Annotated in this window: 18 protein-coding genes and 1 pseudogene; 10 read left to right on the top strand and 9 right to left on the bottom strand. The window is 68.7% G+C overall.

The annotated features are described in order from the left end of the window. The first annotated feature begins 332 nt into the window (after positions 1 to 332). Complete coding sequence (locus tag ACIA8G_RS19480) at positions 333 to 3,944, top strand: BTAD domain-containing putative transcriptional regulator (protein WP_396419956.1); 3,612 nt, start codon at positions 333 to 335, stop codon at positions 3,942 to 3,944. 124 nt (positions 3,945 to 4,068) lie between these two features. Then, on the top strand, positions 4,069 to 5,454 hold the full coding sequence (locus ACIA8G_RS19475) for a class II 3-deoxy-7-phosphoheptulonate synthase (protein WP_396420545.1): 1,386 nt from the start codon (positions 4,069 to 4,071) through the stop codon (positions 5,452 to 5,454). Positions 5,455 to 5,510: 56 nt separating this feature from the next. On the opposite strand, the gene ACIA8G_RS19470 is transcribed toward ACIA8G_RS19475, so the two are convergent. Both ACIA8G_RS19470 and ACIA8G_RS19465 read right to left on the bottom strand, forming a co-directional pair. Next, on the bottom strand, positions 5,511 to 6,725 hold the full coding sequence (locus ACIA8G_RS19470) for a hypothetical protein (protein ID WP_396419955.1): 1,215 nt from the start codon (positions 6,723 to 6,725) through the stop codon (positions 5,511 to 5,513). After that, on the bottom strand, positions 6,722 to 7,951 hold the full coding sequence (locus ACIA8G_RS19465; RefSeq protein WP_396419954.1) for a hypothetical protein: 1,230 nt from the start codon (positions 7,949 to 7,951) through the stop codon (positions 6,722 to 6,724). Before ACIA8G_RS19465 ends, ACIA8G_RS19470 begins: the two co-directional genes overlap by 4 nt. 572 nt (positions 7,952 to 8,523) lie before the next feature. Between ACIA8G_RS19465 and ACIA8G_RS19460 the strand changes: the two genes are divergently transcribed. Beyond that, entirely contained in the window at positions 8,524 to 9,327 is an 804-nt protein-coding gene (locus ACIA8G_RS19460; protein ID WP_396419953.1) for a 3-oxoacyl-ACP synthase III family protein, read from the top strand. 62 nt (positions 9,328 to 9,389) lie between these two features. Here ACIA8G_RS19460 and ACIA8G_RS19455 read toward each other — a convergent pair whose 3' ends face one another. Further along, positions 9,390 to 9,695 carry a hypothetical protein gene (locus tag ACIA8G_RS19455; RefSeq protein WP_396419952.1) on the bottom strand — a complete coding sequence of 102 codons (306 nt, stop codon included), beginning with the start codon at positions 9,693 to 9,695 and terminating at the stop codon, positions 9,390 to 9,392. A 366-nt stretch (positions 9,696 to 10,061) separates the two neighbouring features. Here ACIA8G_RS19455 and ACIA8G_RS19450 point away from each other — a divergent pair, with 366 nt between their 5' ends. Then, on the top strand, positions 10,062 to 10,685 hold the full coding sequence (locus tag ACIA8G_RS19450; RefSeq protein ID WP_396419951.1) for a LuxR C-terminal-related transcriptional regulator: 624 nt from the start codon (positions 10,062 to 10,064) through the stop codon (positions 10,683 to 10,685). Between the two features lie 16 nt (positions 10,686 to 10,701). Here ACIA8G_RS19450 and ACIA8G_RS19445 read toward each other — a convergent pair whose 3' ends face one another. The 4 genes and pseudogenes from ACIA8G_RS19445 to ACIA8G_RS19430 form a co-directional block, all read right to left on the bottom strand. Then, positions 10,702 to 10,875 (bottom strand): hypothetical protein, encoded by a 174-nt coding sequence (locus tag ACIA8G_RS19445; protein WP_396420566.1) that lies wholly within the window; start codon positions 10,873 to 10,875, stop codon positions 10,702 to 10,704. A 55-nt stretch (positions 10,876 to 10,930) separates the two neighbouring features. Beyond that, positions 10,931 to 11,029: pseudogene (locus ACIA8G_RS19440) on the bottom strand (carbonic anhydrase); the annotation flags it as partial. Between the two features lie 156 nt (positions 11,030 to 11,185). Continuing rightward, positions 11,186 to 13,207: a LuxR C-terminal-related transcriptional regulator gene (locus ACIA8G_RS19435; protein WP_396419950.1), complete on the bottom strand. Its 2,022-nt coding sequence runs from the start codon at positions 13,205 to 13,207 to the stop codon at positions 11,186 to 11,188. Positions 13,208 to 13,486: 279 nt separating this feature from the next. After that, positions 13,487 to 15,949, bottom strand: a complete 2,463-nt coding sequence (locus tag ACIA8G_RS19430; protein ID WP_396419949.1) for a LuxR C-terminal-related transcriptional regulator — start codon at positions 15,947 to 15,949, stop codon at positions 13,487 to 13,489. A gap of 259 nt (positions 15,950 to 16,208) precedes the next feature. Between ACIA8G_RS19430 and ACIA8G_RS19425 the strand changes: the two genes are divergently transcribed. From ACIA8G_RS19425 to ACIA8G_RS19415, 3 genes are read left to right on the top strand one after another with little or no spacing between them, the layout of a single operon-like run. Beyond that, entirely contained in the window at positions 16,209 to 16,829 is a 621-nt protein-coding gene (locus tag ACIA8G_RS19425) for a (2Fe-2S)-binding protein (RefSeq protein ID WP_396419948.1), read from the top strand. A gap of 12 nt (positions 16,830 to 16,841) precedes the next feature. After that, the gene (locus ACIA8G_RS19420) at positions 16,842 to 17,822 is read left to right on the top strand and encodes an FAD binding domain-containing protein (protein ID WP_396419947.1); all 981 of its coding nucleotides are present in this window, start codon (positions 16,842 to 16,844) and stop codon (positions 17,820 to 17,822) included. Then, entirely contained in the window at positions 17,819 to 20,017 is a 2,199-nt protein-coding gene (locus ACIA8G_RS19415; protein WP_396419946.1) for a xanthine dehydrogenase family protein molybdopterin-binding subunit, read from the top strand. Before ACIA8G_RS19420 ends, ACIA8G_RS19415 begins: the two co-directional genes overlap by 4 nt. A 12-nt stretch (positions 20,018 to 20,029) precedes the next feature. Here ACIA8G_RS19415 and ACIA8G_RS19410 read toward each other — a convergent pair whose 3' ends face one another. Both ACIA8G_RS19410 and ACIA8G_RS19405 read right to left on the bottom strand, forming a co-directional pair. Further along, the gene (locus ACIA8G_RS19410; RefSeq protein ID WP_396419945.1) at positions 20,030 to 20,551 is read right to left on the bottom strand and encodes a hypothetical protein; all 522 of its coding nucleotides are present in this window, start codon (positions 20,549 to 20,551) and stop codon (positions 20,030 to 20,032) included. Positions 20,552 to 20,627: 76 nt separating this feature from the next. Then, entirely contained in the window at positions 20,628 to 21,815 is a 1,188-nt protein-coding gene (locus ACIA8G_RS19405) for an amidohydrolase (protein ID WP_396419943.1), read from the bottom strand. A gap of 60 nt (positions 21,816 to 21,875) precedes the next feature. Here ACIA8G_RS19405 and ACIA8G_RS19400 point away from each other — a divergent pair, with 60 nt between their 5' ends. Genes ACIA8G_RS19400 through ACIA8G_RS19390 form a run of 3 tightly spaced genes read left to right on the top strand, consistent with a single transcriptional unit; the run spans position 21,876 to position 24,490 of the window. After that, entirely contained in the window at positions 21,876 to 22,499 is a 624-nt protein-coding gene (locus tag ACIA8G_RS19400; RefSeq protein WP_396419942.1) for a TetR/AcrR family transcriptional regulator, read from the top strand. A 56-nt stretch (positions 22,500 to 22,555) separates the two neighbouring features. After that, the gene (locus tag ACIA8G_RS19395; RefSeq protein WP_396419940.1) at positions 22,556 to 23,152 is read left to right on the top strand and encodes a DUF3159 domain-containing protein; all 597 of its coding nucleotides are present in this window, start codon (positions 22,556 to 22,558) and stop codon (positions 23,150 to 23,152) included. 39 nt (positions 23,153 to 23,191) lie between these two features. Then, positions 23,192 to 24,490, top strand: a complete 1,299-nt coding sequence (locus ACIA8G_RS19390) for a hypothetical protein (RefSeq protein WP_396419939.1) — start codon at positions 23,192 to 23,194, stop codon at positions 24,488 to 24,490. Positions 24,491 to 24,540 lie beyond the last annotated feature (50 nt).

The following is a 24,540-nucleotide window of genomic DNA, read 5'->3' as shown; positions in this document are numbered from 1 at the left end:
GTGCAGAAGCGGTGGTCATCCCGTTGATCGGGCGCGGCCACCGCTTCTGTCGCCGCGAATGTCCGGTCCTCAGTGGATCTTGGGCTGGCGACCGTTCGGGTGATCACGCGGTGCGACGTTGTGTACACGGAGAGGGATTGGATAGGTTCACGTCCGCAGCCGACCCGGAGTGGAAAGGCTGTGACCTGTCGAGAAGTGCGTGCAATGGGGGCTACAGGTGTCCATTGTTTTCTGTGCATCGAAAGGTCGAGCTCTGCTCACGGTGTCAGAGGCGGCGGACTGCGGTCGAGCGACTTGCTTGAGCAACAAGCCGGTCGGCTGTGTGGAGCACGATGTACCTGCGACTTCTTGGTACGTTGGAACTTCTTGGCGCAGACGGCGCGCGAATCGTGATCTCGGCGCCCAAGCGACGAGCGGTTCTCGCCATGCTGGGCAGACACTTGAACAGCATCGTCTCGTTCGACCAACTCGTTCTGGCGGTGTGGGGCGAGAACCCGCCCGCAAATGTGAGAACTGCTCTGCAGACACACGTTTGGGCCCTTCGGAAGTTGCTCGACCCAGCTGTTTCCCTGCGCACCGAGGGTGCCGGTTACGTTCTCATCGGGCCGGCAGGTGCCACCGACTGGGATCGCTTTCACGCACTGGTCGCTTCGGCGCGTGAGGAGAACGCGGAAACCGCGCTCACCACTCTCAAAACGGCTTTGGGGTTGTGGCGGGGAGACGCTCTCTCGGACGTGCCGCGGACGGACACGCTGGACGTGGTCGTCCAGGAACTGGAGGAGCATCGGCTCAGTGCCGTCGAGGAACTGGCCGAACGGCTGCTGGCACTGGGAAAGCCGGTCGAGGCGCTGTCCCTGCTGATCCCGGACGCGGCGAAGCACCCGTTCCGCGAGTCGGTGATCCGGTTGCTGATGATCGCCTACAGCCACAGCGGCCAGCAGGCCCGCGCCATCGCGACGTACCACAAGGTCCGGGAGCAACTGTCGACCGAGCTCGGGGTCGATCCGAGTCCGTTGCTCCGCACCGCGTTCGAGGCGATTCTGCGGGGCACCGCCCACGAGCCGGAAACCTCTCCCGCCGCGCGGTCCGTGCCGACTGCCGTGCCGGCCGCCGTGCTGCCTCGCAGAGAGCAGGAGAAGCCCTCGGGGCTGGTGAACCGCACCGCCGAACTGGAGCGGCTGCGCGGTTTCACCGATGAGCTGAAGGCCGGGCGCGGCGGTGTGGCGTGCGTTCGTGGTGAGGCCGGCATCGGGAAGTCCGCGCTCGTCAGCGCGCTCGTGGACGAGATGCGAGAAGCGGGCATGCGGGTGTGCACGGGATCGGCGGAACGGGTCGAGCACGGCATGCCGTTCAGCGCGATCTCCGCGGCGCTCGGACTGACCGGCCTCTCGAAGGACCCCGACATCATCGAGATCATGAGGACGCTGCGGGGGCAGACCGCGTCGAGCCAGGCGTACTCCTCGCGTGCCGAGGTCGATGTCGTCGTCACCGGCCTGATCACCGCCCTGGTCGAGAAGTGGTGCACGCAGACCCCGCTGCTGATCGTGATGGAGGACTTCCACTGGGCGGACGACGCGAGTGCGCTCGTTCTGCACATGCTCGGCAGGAACACGGGTCTCATGCCGCTCGGGCTGCTGATGACCGTGCGCACCGGCGCTCTCAAGGATCACAACGAGGACGTCCTGCAGCGGATGGCCAGCCGTTCCCACGCCGTCTTCGTCGACATGGGGCCGTTACCGGAGCCCGAGATCGTCGAGTTGGCGGAGCGCACCCTCGGCACGTCGTCGGGCCGGCGGCTCCGGGCTCTGCTGTCCGATGCCGCCGGCAACCCGCTCTACGCGATCGAACTCGTCAGGGGAATCCAGCAGGACAAGGGAACCCGCACGGAGAACGGCGTCGTCGACGTCGACGAGCGTGCGGCCAAGTGGTTGTCGCCGTCGCTGCTCGCGGTGGTGGAGCGGCACATCCGGTTGCTTTCCGCGCAGGCCCGCCTCGTTCTCGGGGTGGCGGCCGTGCTCGGGACCAGCAGCGCGGTCGTCGAGATCGCGGCGCTGTGCGACCTGCCGGAGGCGGTGCTGGCCGCCGCGGTCGACGAGGCGGTGTCGGCCGGCCTGCTCCTGCACACCGACGCCGGTCATGTCGCCTTCCGGCACGACGTGATCAGGCAGGCGGTGCTCGCCGGCATGCCGGCGGCCGTGGCGAGCGCACTGCAGCACCGGGTGGCCCACCTGCTCATCGATCTGGGGCGTCCGGCTGAACGCTGCGTCCCGCACCTCTCCGCGAGCGCGCTGCTCGACACCTCGTGCGTCCAATGGCTGGCAGGCAACGCGCGGGAGATCATCAGGCGGCTGCCGAACGAGGCCATCGATCTCTTCGCCCGCGCGCGTGACGTCGTCGGGTTGAGCGACGCGGCCCGGCAGCAACTCGTCGTGAGCCTGGCACTCGGCCTGTTGTGGTCGGGACGGCTGCTGGAGGCGGACACCGTCGCGCAGGAACACGCGGCCGCGGTGTCCGACCCGCACCTGCGTTCCGAGCTGGCCCTCCTCCTGACGCGGACCTCGCTGTACCAGGGGCACGCCGGCAAGACGCTTCGTCACGCCGAGCTGGCGCTGGCCGAAGACATACCCGACCGCAACCTGCGACGCCGGATCGAATGCATGAGGGCGATCGGGCTCAACAGCATCGGACGCATGGCCGAGGGGCGTCAGGTCGGGGAGGCGGTGCTGCAGGAGGCTCTGGCGGAAGGCGACGGCGTCGCGGTCGTGCACCTGATGCAGTTGATCGGCGGCATCGAGATGATGTCCTTCGAGTTCGAGAAAGCGATTTCCACGATCGAGCGCGGGCTCCAGGCGGTGCCGAGCGCGCCGACGGAACCGTTCACCGTCGTGACTCTGCATGTCATCAAGGCGACTTCGGAGATGGAGCTCGACCGGCACGACGACGCGCGGGCGACCCTCGTGGCCGGGCTGGACGCCGTGGAGATCGGCACCGGTGCGGCCACCGCCTGGTACCACTCGATCTGGGCCCAGCTCCGGTACCAGGTGGGGGAGTGGGACGACGCACTGGCGGACGCTCTGACGGGAACCGGAGCCGACTACTACGACGACGACGAGTTCAACGTGACGCGGGCGACTCTCGGACTCGAGGCGCTCATCCGGCTTCGGCGGGGCGAGATCGACGAGGGCCGCGATGTGCTGACCCGCGTCCCCGCGATCAACGGACAGATCAACTCCTTCGGGTGGTGGACCGACTGGGCGCGGGCCGTTCTGCACGACCTGGACGGTCGTCCGGAGGAAGCACTGGAAGCGATGTGGCAGTCGTTGACCGGCCCGGTCGAGTCCGGGCGGTGCCTGAGCATGGTGCTTCCGGACGCGGCCCGCACGGCGGTCGCGGTCGGTGACACGGATCGGCTGGCCGGCCTGGGAGAGCTGGTCGACTCGTACCTGCAGCGGCGCAGGACCCGCGGCACGGAGGCGGCGGGGATGCTGCTGCGCGCGGTCAGGTCGCAGGACTCGTCGGCGGCGTTGCTCGCGGCTGACCTCTACCAGGCGACGAGGCAGCCGCTGCCGGTGGCGCAGTGCCGCGAGTTCGCCGCCGTGTTCGCGGCGCGGGCAGGGCATCCCGACGCGGGCTCGGCGTTCCACCAGGCGCTGGCCGGCTATCGGAGCCTCGGTGCGAACACCGACGTGCAGCGGGTGAAGTCCGCCTGCGCCGAGTTCGGCTTCGCTCTCCTGGAGGCGGATCGCGGTGGTAACGCGGCCGGCTGGGGTGCTCTCACGGCCTCGGAACAGGCCGTGGTGCGGCACGTCGCCGACGGCATGACCAACTCCCAGATCGGAATCGAGCTCGGCATCACCAGGGACGTGGTCGGTCACCACATGCAGGCTGTGATGCGGAAGTGCGGTTTGCAGTCGCGCAACGACGTCGCCGCCCTCGTGAGCTGAGAGTCCGCCTGCCGCGCGGAATTTCCCCGATACGCCCGTTCCATCTCGTGGCACATAGCCTCCTCGGGCTTCTCCGTCTCGATAACTTGGCTTGCGGCAGAAACACTTGGCTGAGGAGCGTGGAATCGTGGGAGAACACGTAGGCGCATCGATCGCCGCCGTACCGTTGCCTCAGGAAATTGAGGAGAAAGTACGGCGTGCGGTAAGTCGCCCGGCTGCGCAGCAGCCCCGATATCCGGATCAGGACGAGGTTCGCCGGGTCCAGGAAGTGTTGAAGGCCTCTCCGCCGGTCACGTTGCCGGAGGAGATCGACCGGCTGCGGAAGCAATTGGCCCTGGTGGCCACCGGAAAGGCTTTTCTCCTGCAGGGAGGCGATTGCGCGGAGACGTTCGCGTCCAACACCGAAGAGCACATCAGCGCGAACCTCCGCGTTCTGCTGCAGATGGCCGCGGTGCTGACCTACGCGGCGAGCGTTCCCGTGGTCAAGGTCGGCCGGATGGCCGGTCAGTACGCGAAGCCGAGGTCCAAGGACACCGACGCGCTGGGGCTGCCGGTCTACCGCGGCGACATCATCAACTCGATCTCGCCGGACGCCGACGCGCGAGTACCCGATCCCGGCCGCATGCTGCGCGCCTACGCCAACTCCAGTGCCGCGATGAACCTCGTTCGGGCGCTGACCGCGTCCGAGCAGGCCGGACTGCACCGGTGCCACGACTGGAACAGCCATCTGCTGGGCAACTCGTCGGCGGGCGGGCGGTACGGCAGGCTCGTGCAGGAGGTCGAGCGCGCATTGCGCTTCATGCCGGCCTGCGGTGTGGACGACCGCGTGCTCCGGTCGACCGAGGTCTTCTCCAGCCACGAGGCGTTGTTGCTCGACTACGAGAGCTCGATGCTGAGGGTGAAGACCGAAGAATGCGGTGATCCGCGCATCTACAACCAGTCCGCGCATTTCCTCTGGATCGGTGAGCGCACCCGTGAGCTGGACGGCGCGCACATCGCTCTCGCCGAGCTCATGGCGAACCCGATCGGAGTAAAGATCGGCCCGGCCACGACCCCGGAACAGGCGGCGGAATACGTCGAACGACTCGATCCGCACAACGAACCGGGCCGCCTCACGTTGATCCCGCGACTCGGGAATGCGCGCGTCCGGGAACTCCTGCCTCCCATCATCGAGAAGGTCGAGGCATCCGGTCACAAGGTGATCTGGCAGTGCGACCCCATGCACGGCAACACGCACGAGTCGTCGACCGGCTACAAGACACGTCATTTCGACCGGGTGCTGGACGAGGCGCTCGGCTTCTTCGAGGTGCATCGCAAACTCGGTACCCACCCCGGTGGTATTCACGTCGAATTCACCGGTGACGACGTCACCGAGTGCCTCGGCGGAATCCAGAAGATCGCGGACCGGGATCTGCACGGCCGGTACGAGACGACCTGCGACCCGCGCCTCAACACCACCCAGGCCGTCGAGCTCGCGTTTCTGGTCGCGGAGGCGTTGCGGACCGAGTGAGTTCAGGCGGGGGATGACCTCGGCCTCATCCGGCCGAGGTCAGGTGAACCCGCCGGTCAGTCGGCCGTGCGCCGCCGCCGACGTCGCCACACCACAACGAGAATCGCCCCGCCGACGAGCGCCACCGCGATGGCGACCCTCCAGATCGGCGCCGTGCCGCGCGCTGCCGGACCCGGACCCGGTCCGTCCGCGCCCATCGCCGCGATCTCGAACGTCGTCGTGGCCATGGACCCGGCGCTCGGCACGTAGAGACTCGGCAGGACTTCACAGGTGATGTTCTGAGCGGCGAACGCGTGCTGGACCTCCACGTGCGCCACGATTTGCGACTGCTCGGTCTTGTAGACGCGCACCTTCGTACGTGCTGTGACCTTCTGACCGTCCACCACCACCTCCTCGTCCTTGTCGTCGAGGCCGAGGTCGCCGAACCCCCTCACGACCTTCAGCCCGTCCGGGAAGGTGAGGGTGGCCGCCCGCGTGTCGGGCACGTTGGCGCCGACGCTGTACCCGCACCGCACGATCAGCAGGTCACCGACGCGCACCCCGTCGTAGTCGATCTTGTCGACCGTGATCGGGCCCGCGATGGCGCCCACGCTGCGCGGCTCGACGAATCCCGAGTCGTAGCCGGTGATCACGGAGCCGGGGGTCTTGATGTCGAAGATCAGCGTCTGGCCGGTCATCAGGTCGAACTTCGACGCCGAGTCGAAGGTCTCGTCGCTGAGCTTGGTGAAGGACCACGCCGTGCCGTCGGCGCGAGCCCGGTCCTCGGACTGCAGCCGGGTCGCGCCCACCGGCAGGTCGTGCAGGCAGTAGGTGCCATCGGCCGCCGTCGTCGCGGCGTGGTCCGGCTTGCCGACGACCGAGATCCGGTGCCCCGCGATGCGGGTCTCAGGCTCGCCGATCTGGCCGTCGAGGTCGCTGTCCAGCCACGCCGTGCCGCACACCTCGGCACCGCGAACGCCGAACTCGACGGGGGCGCCGTCCGACTCGACCGAGGTCGGCGTGGTCGTGACGAACTTCGCCTCCTCGTGACTGACCTTCCACCGCCCGGCGTGGGGCAACCGGTACGTCCCATCCGCTCCCGTGCGCACGACGGCCTCGTATCCCGTGTCGTCCCGGATCGCGACCTCCGCATCGCGGTAGCCGGGCTCGCCCTCGTCACGGACACCGTTGGTGTTGCGGTCCCAGAAGACGGTGATGAGCGCGCTCTCCTCCGCGTGCGCCAACGGAGTGCAGGTGAACACGATCAACACGGCCAGCAACAGCGCTCTCACTTCACGGCCCTCCTGCGCCACGCCACGAAAGCCACGACCAGCACCGTGGCGATGAGAAAGCCGATGAGCAGATCCCACCGCCGCCCCGCCGGCGCGGGATCCGCGGGCAGCGCGCGGATCTTGACCGAGTACCTGTCGTTGCCCGCGTTCGCGTCCCCTGCCCAGAGGAATGCGTCCTCGCCGGTCGAGAGCGTGACCTCGCTGTGCTCGAACGGCTTCTCCACCACCGCGATCGCGACGACCCGCTCCTCCTGACCGGGTGGCCGCCGTTCCGGGAATCTGGTGCGAAGGATCTGGTTGTAGTCCGCCTCGCCCGGTGTGCCCTCGGTCTCGACGATCTTCATGCCGTCCGGGAGATCGAGAGATGCCGCGTAGCTGTCGTAGGCGGGTCCGGTGATCCGGTACCGGCCGACGATCTTGACCCGTTCCCCGACCCGCAGATCACGCGGAACGGTCGAGCCGTCGGGGTTCACGACGGTGATGTCCAGAGCCTGGGCGTCCCTGCCCTCGGTCGTCACGAACGCCGTGTCGAACCCGGTGATCTCCGCGGCCGGGTCGTCGATGGACAACACCTTCGACTTGCCGTCCCGCGCGTCGAACTTCGACGCCTGACCCTCGTTCGCCTTCTCCGACCGCCAGTCCGCCACGCCCCACGTGGTCAGGTCGACACGCAGGCGGTCAGCGGACAACACCTGGACGTCGTCGGCGGGCACGTCGAAGAAGCAGTACGAACCGTCGTCGGCCGTCCTCGCCTCGACCTCGCCCCCGACGATGCCCGGATACCGCGCGAACATCCGCTGCCCTCCGAGGAGGGCCTCCCCTTCCTGACGTTCACCATCGGCGTTCTCGTCCAGCCAGGCCGTGCCGCAGATCGAGGCGCCGTGCACCCCGATCACGAGCTTCCGCCTGCCCTCCTCAGCAGGATCGACCACCGCGCTCGCGGTCGTGGTGACCAGGAACCGCTCGTCGTCGAAGGTCACCGTCCACCGGCCGCGCTCGAGCGTCGCCTTTCCGTTCAGGTCGGCCTGCACCCGATAGGCGAGGTTGGTCGGTTTGGAGACCTTGAACGACGCACTGCGGTAGGGCGGTTCGTCGTCCTGCCGCACGCCGTCGCGGTTGCGGTCCCAGAAGATCTCGACCTCGGCGCCGTCCTGCGCCGCCGCGGTACCCGTTGCCGTCCCCATCGCCGCGGCGGCGACGAGGACACCGATCACCTGTCTGCGCACAGTTTCCGACCCCCAAAGCAGCTCGTGGTGCTGCCGGGTAGTGGCCGGACGCGGGGAAACGTTGCATCGGAGTCGGCGACGCGCTGGGGCGGAGGTGCGGTTCCACCCTCGGTCACTGATCACTTCAGCAACTGGAGGTCGTCGACATCGGCTGTGGGGCACCAGTAGGCGGCGAACCGCCCATACCCCCACGCTGTGGAACCGGGTGGCGCGCCGAGCAGAAGGGCATCAGCACCGGGCGGTGAGCAAGGCTTGACAAATCCATTGTGGACCGAGACCCCGTTGCTGTCGATGAATCGGCAGTGAACCGGGAACGTCGAGAACAGCGCACGACGTTGCTTCCGGTCGGCCAAGGGTTTTCACCTTCGTGCAGGTGCGGCACGCCGACAAACCTCGCGGTCGTCATCCTGCACCTCAAGGCACTACCGCTGGCACTGGAGTGCAGCACGTCACTCACGTCGATTGCTCCGGGCGCCGGACGGCTTTGAGACTGAGGCCTGCAACGTTGGCCGTTCCCACCGGGAACTCCTCATTCCGGCGCGGCTGTCCACACCTTCCCATCAGGGGGCGACGTGACCTCAGTCGAGGTAGTCCAGCACCTGATCGGCGCCACCAACGCGGCGGCGTTCGACGTGAACGCCGTCTGCAGCGGCTTCGTCTTCGCCCTGTCCATCGCGAACAGCCTGCTGAACGACCAGCCAGGCGGGTACGCGCTCGTCATCGGCGCGGACATCTACTCCCGCATCCTCGACCGCTCCGACCGGAAGACCGCGATCCTGTTCGGTGACGGAGCGGGCGCCGTGCTGCTCGGCCCGGTAGCGGCAGGCCAGGGAGTGTTGAGCACACGCCTCACCACAAGAGGCGACCAGCACGAGCTGATCGCCGTTCCCGCCGGCGGCAGCAGAACGCCGGCGTCGGCCGACACCGTGGCCAACGGGCAGCACTACTTCACGATGGACGGACGCGCGGTGCGCCACTTCGTCGAGGACAGCCTCGGCAACGAGGTGGCGGCGCTGCTGCAGCAGGCCGAGGTGGCACCGCGGGACATCCGGCATTTCGTGCCGCACCAGGCGAACGGCGCGATGCTCGGTGACGTGTGGCCCACACTCGGCCTGCGGGATGCCACGTGCCACCTCGCGCTCGAGCAGTACGGCAACACCGGCGCCGCCTCCATCCCCGTCACGCTGGACCTGGTGCATCGCAAGAGGTTGCTCGCAGAGAACGACCTCGTCGTGCTCTGCGGGTTCGGCGGAGGGATGAACATCGGCACGTCCCTGCTCGCCTGGGCTCCGACGCCGTACGCCCGTCGCGCGGAGATGTTCGCTCCGGAACACGACGCGGCAGGCGCGTTGGCGCTGGTCAACGAGATCAGGTGAAGTAGGCCGCCGGTGTCTGCAGCGACGGGCACCGGCGGCGCACGACAGGATGCGTCGGCCGGCTACCGCGATCGGTCGCGAATGATCCGAAACGCCTCGATGTACTTGGGCAGCTCGCGCCGCGCCGCCTCCAGCGCTTCGTGGTTCCACTCCGGTGAGGCGGTCCCGTTGCCCGGCAGCAACCATTCGGCGGCGCAGTCCGCGTGGCTGGTCTCCGCGGTGCGCAGCAGCAAAGTGACGGAGGCGAGCGTACGAACCAGGTCGTCCACGATGTCCCCCGCGTGCGCCGGTTCCAGCGACAGCCGTCCCTCCTCGGCGAGGTGGAGCACCAGGTCGCCGACGAGGCCGTCGCCGCTGCCGTTCGCCATGCCGCTCCTACGCCGTGACCACAGTTGATTGCAGCGTCCTCCACCCCGGGCCGGGAGCGACAGCGCCAGCACAGACCGTGCCCTTGGAGCGGGGGTCTGCTGCCCGCAAGGTCATGTCCCCGGCCGCGTGGAGATCGCGCCAGGTGTTCCGCGGCCACGCCCGGCCCACCTCCGCAGGTGGCCTCCGCAGGTTCCCCGACCTGTCTCAGCAGGATGGCCCTACGGACCACGACTGTGCCCTTGCGGACGTCGTTGTCGCAGCTCAAGTACGCCAAGTGCGGAACTTGTCAGCTGGCCGATGTCTCCCGCGGCTCGCGACACCAGCATGAACGGCGTCTACTTCTTGGTCCAGACGGGGAGAACTTCGTGGAATCCCTTCGCATCTCACTCCACTCACCGGATCCGCTCACCTTCGCGGGACTCGTCAGCATGCTGCGGGCCCAGGACGGGATCAAGATCGAGGAGCGACTCCCGTCGGCCGATGTCGACGTCCGGGTGGTGGCCTCCGACGCGCTGTCGCCGGAGCTGTTGTCGGTCCTGCGCCGTGCCGCCGTGAACGACCGCGTCCCGGTCGTGCTGGTCGTGAACCAGCTGCAGGAGGCGCAGCTGCTGGCCGCCATCGAGTGCCGCGTGGTGGCCGTCCTGCCCAGGGTCGCCGTCACCACCGACCGCCTGGTGCACAGCGTCCGTGCCGCCGCGTCCGGTGGTGGCGTGCTGCCCCCGGCGATGCTCGGCGAGGTGCTGCAGCACGTGGAGCGCCTGCAACGAGAACTGCTGGCGCCCAAGGGGATGAACACCGCGGGCCTTAGCCCGCGCGAGGTCGACGTGCTGCGGCTGATGGCGGACGGCTGTGAGACCTCGGAGATCGCGGGCAAGCTCTGCTATTCCGAACGGACCGTGAAGAGCGTGATCTCCGGCCTCAACCAGCGGCTGAAACTGCGCAACCGACCGCACGCGGTCGCATATGCACTGCGCGCGGGCATGATCTGAGCGCCGACGCTCGCTGTCAGTAAACGGTGACCTCGGCGGTGCTCCGATCGTAGAGCGCCCCGACGACGCGCAACTTTCCCTCGTTGAGCGGGCCGGCGAATCCGGGGTTGTTCTGCAGCGTGGCGACGACGGTACTGCGAATGTGCTCCTCCAGAGCCGCGGCGTAGATGTCCCCACCTTTGTCCAGCACCCTGCGAACCGCAGCCCGTGTGGCCCAGGACCACGATCAGCGGCGTCTTCAGCGCCAGCACGCCGTACTCGATCGTGCCGACCACGGGGTCGGCCAGCACGTTCCCGGCGGTGCGGATGACGAACAGGTCGCCGAAGTCCTCGTCGAAGACCACCTCGACCGGCACGCGGGAGTCCGCGCATCCGAAGACCTGGGCGTACGGGGATGCCGCGGCTGGTGTGGTTGTTCATGGCTCGAAAGGGTTACACCTGTGCGCGGTGCACACGAGCTGTCTGCCCAAAGTGGACAGACAGGTGTGCACCTGTGGCCGTCAGTCCGCGTCGGCGCCCGACATCTCCGCGAGCTCCCGGCGACCCCTGACCCCCAGCTTGCGGTACACCCCGGACAGGTGGAACTCGACGGTCCTGCGGGCGAGCCTGAGTTCTGCCGCGATCTCGAGGTTGGAACGGCCCAGCACGACCAGGCGCACGATGCGGCGTTCCTGGGGCGTGAGCACCGGCCGGTCCACGGCCACGGCCTCGCTGAACCACGCGCCGGGGCGTCCTGCGCCGCAGACGCGGGTGAGCTCGTCGGCGCGGGCGAGCACCGACTCCGCCTCGGCCGCACGATCCAGGCCCAGCAGTGCCGTGGAGAGATCGTGCAGGGCACGGGCCTCGGCCAGCGTCGATCCCGCCTCGTGCAGCAACTCCGCGGCTTCGGTCAGCAGTTCGGCCTGTTGTGATCCTTGTGTGCAAAGGCCGTGAGCGTATGCGGCGAATCCTCGCGCACGAGGGGTGTCGCGGATCCTCGCCGCGATGATGTCCGCCTGTGCCAGGGCGAGCGCCTCCTCCTGGCGTCCGGCTCGCAGCGCCGTCACGACCGCCTCGAACCGCCACGGCACGAAGTCCGCGGTGAGCCTCGACCAGGCGGCGACCTGGCGGCCGCACTTCAGCAGGTCGGCGAGCGCCTCTTCCCACTGCCCGTGCGCGGCCGACACCGCGCCTCTGGCTCGGAGCACCCACATCGCGGTGGCGGGGGCGGTCTCGCCCTTGTCGAGGCCGTACTGGGCGAGCACCAGCCCGGCACGTTGCGCGTCACCGCCGTGCACCAGTGCTTCCGCCAGGCAGGCCGCCGCCGTGACGACGACCCGGTGATCATCGCGGAGGCCGAGCTCGACGCACCTCGTCAGCAGCGATTCCGCCGCCCTGACCGCTTCCGGTAGACGGCCGCGTTTGCGCATGCTGTGCACGAGGACGAGTTCGGCACCGAGCCAGCACCGCAGTGAACCGCCCTCGAGGGTGATCTGGCGGCATGCCTGCTCCGCCGCGGTGTCGTCGCCTGCCAGCAACAGAGCGCACAAGGCGAGCCAGCGCGCGTCTTCCTCGTGGCCGGGGTCCGCCTCGGCGAGCACGGTGGCGGCGAGATCGACCGCGCCCCCCGCGCGTGGCGCGAGCAATGCGCGGAGGCAGGCGCGCACCGCGAGGAGACCGTGCCGGGCAGACGACACGTTCGCCGCGACGAGCAGGCGTTCCAGCTCGGTCAACCGTCCTGCCGCGCCGGGACGGAACACGGCCATGGCCGCGCCGGCGACGACGACCCGCGCGGCCGCCTCCCGATCGAGAGCGATCAGCAGCCCGGTCGCCTCGTCCACCCGGCGCGTGGCAACGGGGTTGTCGCGCAGACGCGCGGCGAGCCGGATCAGCATCGCGCCCACCGTCGTCGCCTCCGCGCACGTGTCCTGGTCCCGCAGCTCTCGCAGGACGAGGGTGAGCGCCGGGAGCGGTTCGGTGTCGGCGAGCAGGTCGGCCAGCCGGAAGACGGCGGCCGCGCGGTCGGGCGAGGTCATCGGCTCGGACAACGCGTGGCACAGGTAGTCCGCCGCTGCCCGGTGGTCCCCTCGTTCGGCGATGGCGGCGGTGGCGGCCTCGTCGCACACCTTCCCCGCCCAGTCCAGGCCGGTCGCGCCGACCTCCACGAGTTGCCGGGCGACCCGCTCGGCGTTGCCCGGATACCGGCGCAGAATCTCGGCGGCACGCAGCCGCGCCGTGATCCGGGTCCCCATCGGCAGTTCCGCCAGCACCCGCTCGGCAGCGTTCTGGTCCTGAAAGGACAGTGGTACCGACCCGACGAGCACGCCCGCCGAGAAAAGCCGGTCCACCGCGGCCAGTGTCTCGTCCAGGGTGAGTCCCGCGAGCTCCGCCGTGTCGCGCAACGGGGCTTTCGGTCCGAGGACGGCGACGGCGGTGACCACGGCGGAAGCGTGGGGGCCGAGTCCTGTCGGGTCGTGGGGTGGTTGCTCCGAGCGCAGCGCGTCGACGTTGACGATCAGCCGCGGATGCCGTGTCGACGTCATGATGCATTCGGTGTTGTTCGGTGCCGGCTCGTGTTCATCGCGCCTCCATCGGGGATGACATCAACGATCACAGGGGAGGCGCTGGCTCCGCGTCGGTAAAAGTTACGTATTCACAGCGTGTAATCGAGTTCGGCGCAATTCCTATTCTGCGCGAGACGATGCCCTGGGACATGCGTAGATGCTGCACCGCGCGTTTGACGACGTTTGCCCACGTCAGCGACCTTGGGGTGTCTCGTCGTGAGACGGGATGACTCCCTGCGGTCTCAATTGGCGCTCGGGCTATGAGTTCGTTTCGCGTTTAGTGGCCCAGGTGGCGATGGCCACGACGTTCGGCAGGTCGAGCTTGGCGCGAACGGCACCCAGGTGCGAATGCACGGTGCGAGGGCTGATCCCGAGGCGAGTGGCTGTCTGCGCGATGGTGTACCCGGCGACCAGGAGTTCGACGACCTCGTCCTCCCTGGAGGTCAGGGGAGTGGCCGGACTCTTGCCGGGCGCGTCCGCTTCGCCACGCAGGGCGAACTCGACGGTGTCGTCGAGCGTCCAGGTGCCGCAGGCTTCTGCCGGCCCGGCGGTGGCGCGAGCCGCGGCGACCCGGTCGGTCCACCATTGGGACGGGATGTGGCCCAGGTCTTCGCGCAGACGCGCGGCCGCGGCGAGGATGAGCGCCGCTCGGGTGCGATCGCCGAGGTTCAGTTCGATCTGTGCCAGGCCTTCGAGGCAGACCAGGACGCAGGCAGGGCGTTTCGGGTTTCCGGATCGGAGCGCACGGATGAAGTAGTTGGTCGCTTTGGCATCGGGTCTCTCGCACCCCAGCGCGACGATGCCCGCGGTGGTGAGGGTTTCGACGTCCTCGCCGTCCATCTTGTCGAGGGCCTCCGTGATGGCCGCCTCGGCAGCGGCCGGCTGACCGTCGGCCATGGACAACAGGGCGACGTAGATGAGGCCTCTGCCGACCATGGCGGGCCGAGCCAGGCGACGCAGGCGCTCGACCTGGACGTGGCAGAGTCTCAGGGTGGTGGCGGCGTCGGCGTGATGGCGCCGGGCACCGATCAGCACGGTGAGCCCCTTGAAGATCAAGAACTCGTCGCCGCACAGGTCGGCCAGTGCGAGGCCGCGCTCGGCGTAGCGGCAGGCGGAGGTGAAGTCACCGGCGTCGGCGGCGCTGGTGGCTCGTCGGTGCAGCGCCTCGACACGCTCCGTGTTGTTGAGCGTGGGGGACTGCAGCAGGTCGTCGAGGAGACTCGCTGCCCGTGCGTGATCGCCGCGCCAGAGCAGGCAGGTGGCGAGCAGGTTGGTGAGCAGGGCCAGTCGCGGATCAGCCGTCCGCGCCGCGGTGTCGACGGCGTGGCGGATGTTCTCGTGCTCGGCCAGGGTGCGGTCGCGCAGCACAGGTGCGTCGTTCGCCCAGATCACCGCTGCCTGGCGCTGGGCGTGACCGGTGAACCACTCGATGATCTGCCGGTCGATCCGATCGGTCTCCCCCTGCCGGTCCAGCAGGTCCGTACCGAAGGCACGAACGGACTGAAGCATCCGGAACCGGCCGTTGTCGGCGGCCAGCAAAGACTTGGCCTGCAACCTCGTGAGCAGTGCCCACCGGGCTGGACCGCTCACCTCCAGGTCCGTCAGCACGGCGGACGCAGACTCGTGGTCGAACCCGCCGGGCAGTGCGGCCAGCCTGCGGAAGGCCGCCTGGCCGGCAGGGTCGAGCAGCCGGTAACTCCACTCGATCGCTTCGCGCAGCGTGCCGTGCCTGCCGGCGGAGCAACGTGTGGCGTCGGTGAGGAGGTCGAGCCGTTCGGCGAAGCGTGCCAGCAGCAGCCGCGGCGGGAGCAGCCTGGAGGTCTGGGCGGCCATCTCGATCGCGAGCGGGAGCCCGTCGAGGTCGTTGCACAGCTCGGCGATCGCCCGACCGTGCTCCTCGACGTCGATGTCGGCGTGCACGCACCGCGCCCGATCGACGAACAACTGGAACGCCGGTGAGACCCGGCTCCCGGAATCGAGCGGTACTCGCGGAAGCGGCCGCACCTCGAACTCCGCCTCGCCCGCGATGTGCAACCCTTCGCGCGAAGTCGCCAGGACACGCAGCTGCGAATGCTTGGCCAGCAGACGATTCACGACCGGTGCCAGCTCATCGATCAGATGCTCGCAGTTGTCCAGGACGAGCAGCATCTGCTCGTTGCGCCGCATCGTGATAGCGCGCTCGATTTCCGCCAAGTCGTCGGCCCTGGCGAGCTGGACCACCGTCACGCCGCCGCGATAGGAGCGCTGGACCCGGCGGAGAAGTTCGGCCGCCAGGCGCGATTTCCCGACGCCGGGCGGCCCGTGCAGGGTGATGAGCCTGCGCTGCCGCAGCAGTACCTGCAGGTCGGCCAGTTCCACGCGCCGGCCGACGAACAGGTTGGCCCCCGCCGTGCCGAAGCCGAGGACCGGCTGGGCCGGTTCTGCCGCTTCTGCCGGTGCGGACAGCGTTACCGAGGCCGGAATCGGCACCGTGATGCCCGCGTTTTGCTGGTAGCGCCGATACAGGGTGGCCGAAGAGACCTCCAGGAGGTCGGCGATGTCCCGCCAGCTGGCGCCGTCTTCGCGTGCCGCGGTGACCGCCGTGTACAGGCCCCAGGCAGCCACGCGCTGCACCTGGGCGAGCGCCACCGCCTGGGACGCGGCATCCGGGTCCGCTGACATCGCCAGCTGCACGACCTCGTTCAGGTAGGCCGCGACGTCGTCATGGGAGTGTTCGACCACGGGTGTCATCCTCAGTCGCCGTGTGAAAGTTCGGACACGAGCAGCGTTCGGTTCATCCCTTGTGGACACACGCAGGTGCACCGTAAGCGTGAGGCTTTTGGAACTACCAGGGATTCGCGGTACCCGGTGTCTCAATTCGCGGTCCTCGGCGCACGCGGGCACGGTTTCCTGCCCGTGTGATCGGTCTCCTTGAGGTTTCGGAAGCGGGCTTTGCATCCTTGGTGCCTGAGCGACCAACCCATTGGGAGGGGCACACTTCGTGGACAGACCAGAGTCGGCCGGTGAGGTCGCGCAGACGGCCGTCAAGCGCAGGACCTTCGTCGCGGGAGCTGTCACGGTGGCGGGTGCGGCCGTGGCGGCGGACCTGATCAACGCGGAAGCCGTTGCGGCAGAAGGTGTTGCCGACGCCGGTGCGGGAAGTCGCCAGATCCGCCTGACGATCAACGATGAACCGCGGACGATCACAGTGGACAACCGCACGTCGTTGCTGGACCTCCTGCGGGAGCGGCTGGGGATGACAGGTACCAAGAAGGGGTGCAATCAGGGTGCGTGCGGCGCCTGCACCATCCTGCTCGACGGCAAGCGGGTGAACTCCTGCCTGACGCTGGCCGTGATGCACGAAGGCGCATCCGTGACGACGATCGAAGGTGTCGCGGACGGCGAGCGGTTGCACCCGTTGCAACAGGCCTTCATCGACTGCGACGGCTACCAGTGCGGTTACTGCACGGCCGGTCAGATCATGTCCGGCCTCGGGTGCATCGCCGAGCGGCACACCGGATCCGCCGAGGAGATCCGGGAGTGGATGAGCGGCAACATCTGCCGGTGCGGTGCGTACACCAACATCGTCTCGGCCATCCAGCAAGCCTCGAACAAGGGTTGAGGGCAGCCACTCATGTTTCCTTTCGCCTTCAGCAAAGCCGCGGACGAACGCGCGGCACTGGCAGCGGGCCGTCGTGGGGCGCGCTACATCGCCGGCGGCACGACCCTGATCGACCTGATGCGGGAGACCGTCGAGCGCCCGGAGTCCGTTGTGGACATCACCGGGCTGCCGTACCGGCTGATCGGCTGCGGTCCGGCCGGGTTGCGGATCGGCGCGTTGGTCACGATGGCGGACCTGGCCGCCGATCGGCAGGTCAGGTCGCGGTACCCGGTGATCTCGCAGGCGCTGGAACTGAGCGCCTCCGCGCAGCTGCGCAACAAGGCGACCATCGGTGGAAACCTGTTGCAGCGCAGTCGGTGCACCTACTTCCGCGACGTCACCGCGCCGTGCAACAAACGTGCACCGGGCAGCGGCTGCGGAGCGCTGGAAGGCGACAACCGCATGCACGCCATCCTGGGCGGGTCCCAGTCCTGCGTGGCAACCCACGCGTCGGACGTCGCCGTGGCGTTCATTGCTCTGGGCGCCACTGTCGAACTGCGCGATCCTGATCGCCGCATCAGGAAGGTTCCGCTCGACGCGTTCTACCGGCAACCGGGCGGTACCCCGCACGTGGAGAACGACCTGCGGCCGGGTGAGCTGATCACCGCCGTGACCGTCCCGGCCGGCCCGTACACGCAGAGGTCCGGCTATCTCAAGGTCCGTGATCGGCAGTCGTACGAGTTCGCGCTCACGTCGGCGGCAGTGGCCATGGAGATCACCGGTGGCCGCATCCGTTCCGCCCGTGTCGCCGCGGGAGGCGTCGGGACCGTGCCGTGGCGGCTTTCCGCGGTGGAGCAGGCCCTGATCGGCCGTCGTCCCGGCGCCGACACCTGGCAAGCCGCTGCCGCGCGGGCCGCAGACGGCGCGAAACCGCTGGCCCACAACGAGTTCAAGGTCGAACTGCTGCGGCGCACGATCGCCAGGCAGCTCGAGACCATCGGAGGGACGCGATGACCGAGATCGGCACCGCCCGATCACGGGTGGAGGGCCCGCTGAAGGTCAGCGGGCAAGTGCAGTACACCGCCGACTTCGTCATGCCCGACCTGATGCACGCGATCATGGTGGTCAGCTCGGTCGGCAAGGGTGTCATCACGGGCTTCGACACTCGTGCGGCGCTGGCACATCCCGGCGTTCGCCATGTCCTGACGCACCTCAACGCGCCGAAACTGCCGTACCGGCCGTACAAGGCGGCGTACATCGATCCGGCGGTCGGCGAACGACTGCATGTGTTGCAGGACAACGAGGTAAAGTTCTACGGCCAGCCGGTGGCCGTCGTCGTCGCCGACACGCTCGAAGCGGCGGAGCACGGCGCTTCGCTGGTCTCCGTGCAGTACACCGCCGAACGCCCGGTGACCGAGATCGACCGGCACGCTCGCCCGTTGGTGACGGTGCCCGACGACTACTCGCGAGGCATGCCGGATGCCGCACTGGCCGCGGCCGACGTCCAGGTCGACGAGGTCTACCGGCTGGCCCGCGAGCACCACAACCCGATGGAACTGCACGCGACCATCGCGCGCTGGGACGACGGCAAACTGACGTTGTGGGAGAAGACCCAGTACGTCAAGTCAGCGGCCGACGAACTCGAAGCGATCTTCGGCCTCGAAGCCGGCTCGGTGCACGTCATCGCGCCGTTCATCGGCGGTGCGTTCGGCAACGGCCTGCGGACGTGGCCGCACACCACGCTGGCCGCGCTGGCCGCGCAAACCGCGCAACGCCCGGTGAAACTGGTCGTGACCCGGCGGCAGTTGTTCTCCAGCGCCGGGTATCGCGCCGCGAGCCGCCAGCGCTTCGCCGTCGGCGCCACCCGTGACGGACGGATCCAGTCGATCATCCACGAGTCGGTCGCCGAAACGTCCAACTACGAGCAGCACACCGACAACATGCCCGTGCTGGCCCGCTTCCTGTACACCAGCCCGAACGCCCGCGTGACGTACCAGCTGGCCGAACTGGACGTGCAGACCCCGGTGTTCATGCGGGGGCCAGGGGTGGCTCCGGCGGCGTTCGCGATCGAGAGCGGCATCGACGAGCTGTCGTACGAGCTCGGCATCGACCCGATCGACCTGCGGATGCGCAACGAGCCCGACCGCGACCCGTTCTCCGGCCTGCCGTTCTCGAGCAGACGGCTGCGGGAGTGCTTCGACCTGGGTAAACAACGGTTCGGCTGGGCCACACGCAAGTCGGCCGTCCGATCCACTAAGGACGGACACTGGCTGGTGGGCACGGGCACCGCCACCGCGTGCTACGAGACGACGCGGATCTATTCGCAGGCCCTGGCCCGGATCAAGGCGGACGGCACTGCCATCGTGGCCAGCACCGCCGGCGACATGGGACCGGGCACCTACACGTCGATGGCCCAGGTCGCCTCGGACGCCTTGGGCCTGCCGATCGAGCGCGTGCGGTTCCTGCTCGGCGACTCCACCCTGCCGCCAGGACCTCCGCACGGCGGTTCCACGACCATGGCCAGCGTGGGATCCGCCGTGCACGTCGCCTGCACCGTGCTGCGCGACACCGTGGTGCGCATGGCGGTCTCCGATCCGGGATCACCGTTGCACGGCGTAGACCCGGCCACGGTCGAGGTGCGTGGCGGGCGACTGTCCGCGCCGGGCGCACCAGGCCGAAGCGAGACGTACCAGGACATCCTGCGGCGCCGCAACAAGGACCACGTGGAAACCGTGCAGGAGTGGGACCCCGGCGATGCCGACCGCCACTACTCCAGCTTCGGCTACGGGGCCGTGTTCGCGGAGGTCGCCGTGGACGAGACGCTGGGCCTGGTGCGCATCCGCCGCCTGTTCGCGGTCTACGACGCAGGCAAGATCATCAGCCCCAAACTGGCGCACAGCCAGGGCATCGGTGGTCTGGTCGGCGGCATCGGCATGGCGTTGCTGGAACAGACCAACACCGACCCCCGTGACGGCAGGCTCACCAACGCGGGACTCGCCGACTACCTCGTGCCGGTGAACGCGGACGTGCCCGCGGTGGACGCCGTCTTCCTCGATCAGAGCAACGACCAGATCGTCAATCCCCTTGGCGTCAAAGGGCTTGGTGAGCTCACCTACGTCGGGGTGGCGGCCGCGATCGCGAACGCCGTGTACCACGCCACCGGGAAGCGGGTGAGGGAACTGCCGATCACCCTCGACAAACTGCTCTGAGTCCTCGAGGGGCTACCTCTCCGCAGCACCCAGCATCCGGGCGCGATCATCCACGTCCATGCGCAGGCCGACGGCTGAGTGATCGGTGAACCGGGCACGCAGCCGGCGGTGCGGTCCATCGCCGGACTCGCTCAGCAGGACCGCACCGTTGTCGGCGCTGTCCCAGACGACGATCGGGCGCTGGTCGCGGACCTCGAGGGCAACGAGGCGCGGGGCGCGGAACGCCAGCCAGCGAACCGGCGCCGAGCCCTCGGCCGTGAGTCCCACGAACTGCCCGGCCATGGTGCGGTCGAATCCCTTGGGGATGTCGTGTGGCGCGGACAGGTCGTCGGTGGCGGACCCGGCCTCGATGGAAGTGAACGCCAGGGCGGCCCGCCCGATCAAGGGCCCCCATCGCCACACCCGATGCCAGTTGTTGAGCACTTCCGTACCCGGCATCCACCGAAGATCCGCCACGACATCCGGATCCCACTCCAGCGCGCCGGAGTTGTGCACGGCTGACCTGACCAGCTCGCTCGTCCACTGATCTGCCATCGGTACTCCACCTCCGGTCACGAACCGTACAACCGGACGATCAACTCCGCTGTCTCACCGAGTCCGGGAGCAGGGGTCACGCGAGCCATGCCCGTGCGGCGACGACCAGTGCGTCGACTCCGGTCGTCAGGGTCGGTTCGATGTCCGGGGCGAACTCGGGGGAGTGGTTCATGGCCACCGGACCAGGTTGGCGCGCGGCGAAGTCGATGCCGCCGAAGAACCAGAACACCGTGGGCACCCCGGCGGCGGTGCCGAACACGCCCACGTCCTCGCTGGCGTTGACCACGGCACCGGGAATCAGGCGCTCCTGGCCGAAGTGCCGGGTGAACGCGGCCACCGTCGTCGCCGTCGCGTCCGGATCGGACACCAGCACCGGGGTGCTGCCGTGCCAGTCGAACTCCGGTTCGCGAGGTGCCCCGGACGCGGCGGCCTCGGCGCGGACGATGCGTTCGACGGCGTTGCGGACGATGTCCCGTGTGTGTTCGTTGAACGTGCGGATGCTGATCCCGAGTTCGGCGGTCTCGGGGATGACGTTCGCCTTCGTGCCGGCCTGCACCTTTCCGATCGTGACGACGGCACGTTCGCTGGGCGAGACCTCGCGCGAGACGATGCCCTGAAGTCGCACGACCGCGTGCGCGGCCATCAGCACCGGATCGACCGCGGTCTCCGGCGCCGAACCGTGGCCGCCGCGCCCGAACAACGTGACTTCGACCGCGTCCGAGGCCGCCATCAGCGGCCCGCTGCCGTGGGCGATCATCCCGGCCGGCAGCGGGCCGACGTGCTGCGCCAGCACGACGTCCGGCCTGCCGAACCGGTCGAACAGCCCGTCCTCGACCATGTTCCGCGCGCCGCAGCCCAGTTCCTCCGCCGGCTGGAAGACCGCGAGCAGGGTCCCCGACCACTCCTCCCGGGTCCTGGCCAGTTCCGCGGCCGCCCCGATCAGGCACGTGGCGTGCATGTCGTGCCCGCACGCGTGCGCTACCGGCACGTTCTCGCCGTCCGAGTTGGTCGCGCGGGCAGTCGAGGCGTACTCCAGCCCGGTCTTCTCCTCCACCGGCAACGCGTCGATGTCCGCCCTGAGCAGCACCACCGGACCGTCCCCGTTGCGCAGCACGCCGACCACGCCGGTACCGCCCACCTCGGTGGTCACCTCGTAACCCAACGGCCGCAAGGCATCCGCCAGTACGCCGGCCGTGCGGAACTCCTGGAGCGACAGTTCGGGATGGCGGTGCAGATCGAGGTACAGCTCGCGAAGATCGGTCACTTCTCGAATCTAGCCGCCCAATTTCGTACCGATGATATATAACGCTGGTATGCTACCCGCATGAGTCCACGAACCGCCGACCCCACCGTGCGGGCGATGCTGGTCGAAGCGGCCGCGCGGGTGCTGGCCGTGGAAGGACCGGCCGCGCTCACCAGTCGCCGGCTCGCGGCCGAGATCGGCTCCTCGACGATGGCCGTCTTCAGCCGGTTCCGGAACATGGCGGAGGTCCGCTGGGCGGTCCGGGAGGAGGGCTTCGCCCGCCTGAACGCGCGGCTCGACGCCCTGCCGGCCTCGGACGACCCGGTCGCCGACCTCGTCGCGACCGGCGCGGCGTTCTTCGAGATCGGCGTGGCGAAGCCGCACCTGTACCGGGCGATGTTCCTGGACCGTGCGCCGGAGGACGACAACCTGGGCGTCTCGACGTTCGAACGGCTGACCGCGCTGATCCGCCGGTGCGTGGCCGACGGCCGTTTCCCGGCCGCGCGGGAGTCCCTGATTCCGGTCTGGGCGGCACAGCTGTGGAGCATGCGCCACGGGGTGGTCGCCATGACGGCCGCGGGCCTGATGCCGGACGAACAGGCGCGGTTCGTCCTCGACGACATGACCTTCCGGCTGCTGGTCGGCTACGGCGACGACGAGGCTCGCGCCCGGCGGTCCATCGAACTGGGGAACGGAGGATCCTGATGAACGGCTCCGACAGTGATCGCCCCGAGCCAACGGTGTGGGAGCACACAGGTGGCGTGAACGGACTGTTCCAGTCGTCGTTGCCACCCACGGTGCTGGTGATCGCCAACGCCTGGTGGGGCGTGTACCCGGCGATAGCCGCCGCCATCGGCGCCGCCGTGCTCATCACGCTGATGCGTGCGGCACGCCGACAGTCTCTGCGGCCGGCGTTCGGCGGCTTCGTCGGCGTGGCGGTGGCCGGGTTCCTCGCTGCCAGAAGCGGTGAGGCCCGCGACTTCTTCCTGGCCGACATCTGGTGGTACGGCGCGGTGGCCATCGCCCTGACGGCCTCGATCCTGCTCCGGCGGCCGCTGGTCGGGGTGATCCGGAGCGCCGTGCAGGGAACCGGCATGTGGTGGCGCCACGACCGTCCGTCGCTGCGGCGGTACAGCATCGCCACCGCCGTGCTCGCTGTCGTGTTCGCGGCGCGGTTCGTTGTGTTGCAACGGCTTTATGAGTACAACGAGGTCGGCTGGATGACGATCGCGAAGATCGCGATGGGCTACCCGCTGTGGGCGGTCGCGTTGCTCGTCATCGTGTGGGCCGTGCGCGGGGCGGACCACCGGCTCAGCTACTGCGGCAACCGTCCGCGCACGTCCCCGACGGCGGGCTGAAGCTGGCCCGGTGAGGGGACGCTCGGGCAGGATGGGGGTGTGGACGCGAGGCTGAAGAAGGCACTGGAAGGTATGGGCCAGAACCCGGCGGCCCCGCTGGAGGTCCTGCTTCGCCTGGTGCCCGTGGCGGCTCGTCAGATCGCGAGGCGGCGGGAGGACAAGTCGCCCGAGCTGGTCGAGAAGCTGCTCGCGACCGGCAACTCGCTCGGGTTGGACGACCCGGCCACACGGCTGGAGTACATCCAGCACTCGATCGACATGAACATCGAGGTCTCAGCATCCGACCTCGCGACATACGCGGGGGAGAAGGATCTTTCCACGCTGGCCACGCATGCGGACCCGAAGGTGCGCGCCGCCCTTGGCAGCGCCTGGGATTACCCCATGCCGGAGGACGTTCGCCGCGCGTTGCTCGCCGATCCGGATCCCGGCGTGCGCCGAAGCGTCGCGGGCCATCCGCACGGCGAAGCACCCGAAGATCTACATCAGAGGCTGCTGACCGACGAGGCCACGAGAGCGAGCGTCGCGTCTTACGCCACTTTGAGCAGGGAGATCGCCGAACAACTCTTGGCCACTGACAACGAGGAGTTGCGCGCCGAGGTCGCCAAGAATCCGGTCCTGCCAACGGACCTGCGGGATCGTCTGGCCGAGGACCCGAGCGCGTACGTGCGGGCGCATGTGATCCTCCGCCAGGACCTGCCAGAGGATCGGCGCCGCGAACTGCATCGAGCCCTGTGCTCCGCCGCCACGGATCCGTGGAATGAGGAATCGTTCGCGCTGACCGTGCTGAACGCGACCGACGTGCCGTGGGTTTCCCAGCTGCCACTGGCAGAACGGCTGACCTATCTGGACTCCCCGATCTACTGCTTCCGTGCGGAAGTCGCGGCGAGCCCCGACCTGCCGCCGGAAGTGGTGGCCGCCCTGCACAACGACAAGAACGTCGGGATCCGCCGGTTGGTCGCGCATCGCCCGGACACCCCCGGCGAAGTCCTCGAACGACTGGTAGCCCAGCACGGCGAGCACCTGAAGCACCGGCCGCTGATCGTCGAACACCCGAACTTCCCGCCGGAGGCCTTCATCCGCTTCGCCTCGCATTCCGACCCGCGACGGCGATCGATCGCTCCGGCAGGTCCCGAGTTGCCGCTCGAGATCCTGACCAGACTGGCCACCGACCCCGACAGCCACGTCCGCGCGGGCGTGGCCGGGCACCTCAAGACCCCGCCGGAGATCCTGCGGGCACTGGTCGAGGACCGAGATCCGGACGTCTGCGCGACCGCCGGCGCCAACCCCGGCCTCCCGCCACAACTCATGCTGGACTTGCTGGACAAGGCCGGGTTGTGAGCACGACGCAGTGAGTGAGCTGCACGAGCTGCTCGTTGCGGAGATCATCC

The organism is Lentzea sp. NPDC051213 (genome assembly GCF_044455585.1).
Lineage (GTDB): Bacteria > Actinomycetota > Actinomycetes > Mycobacteriales > Pseudonocardiaceae > Lentzea.
This window is presented reverse-complemented; position numbering and strand designations above follow the sequence as displayed.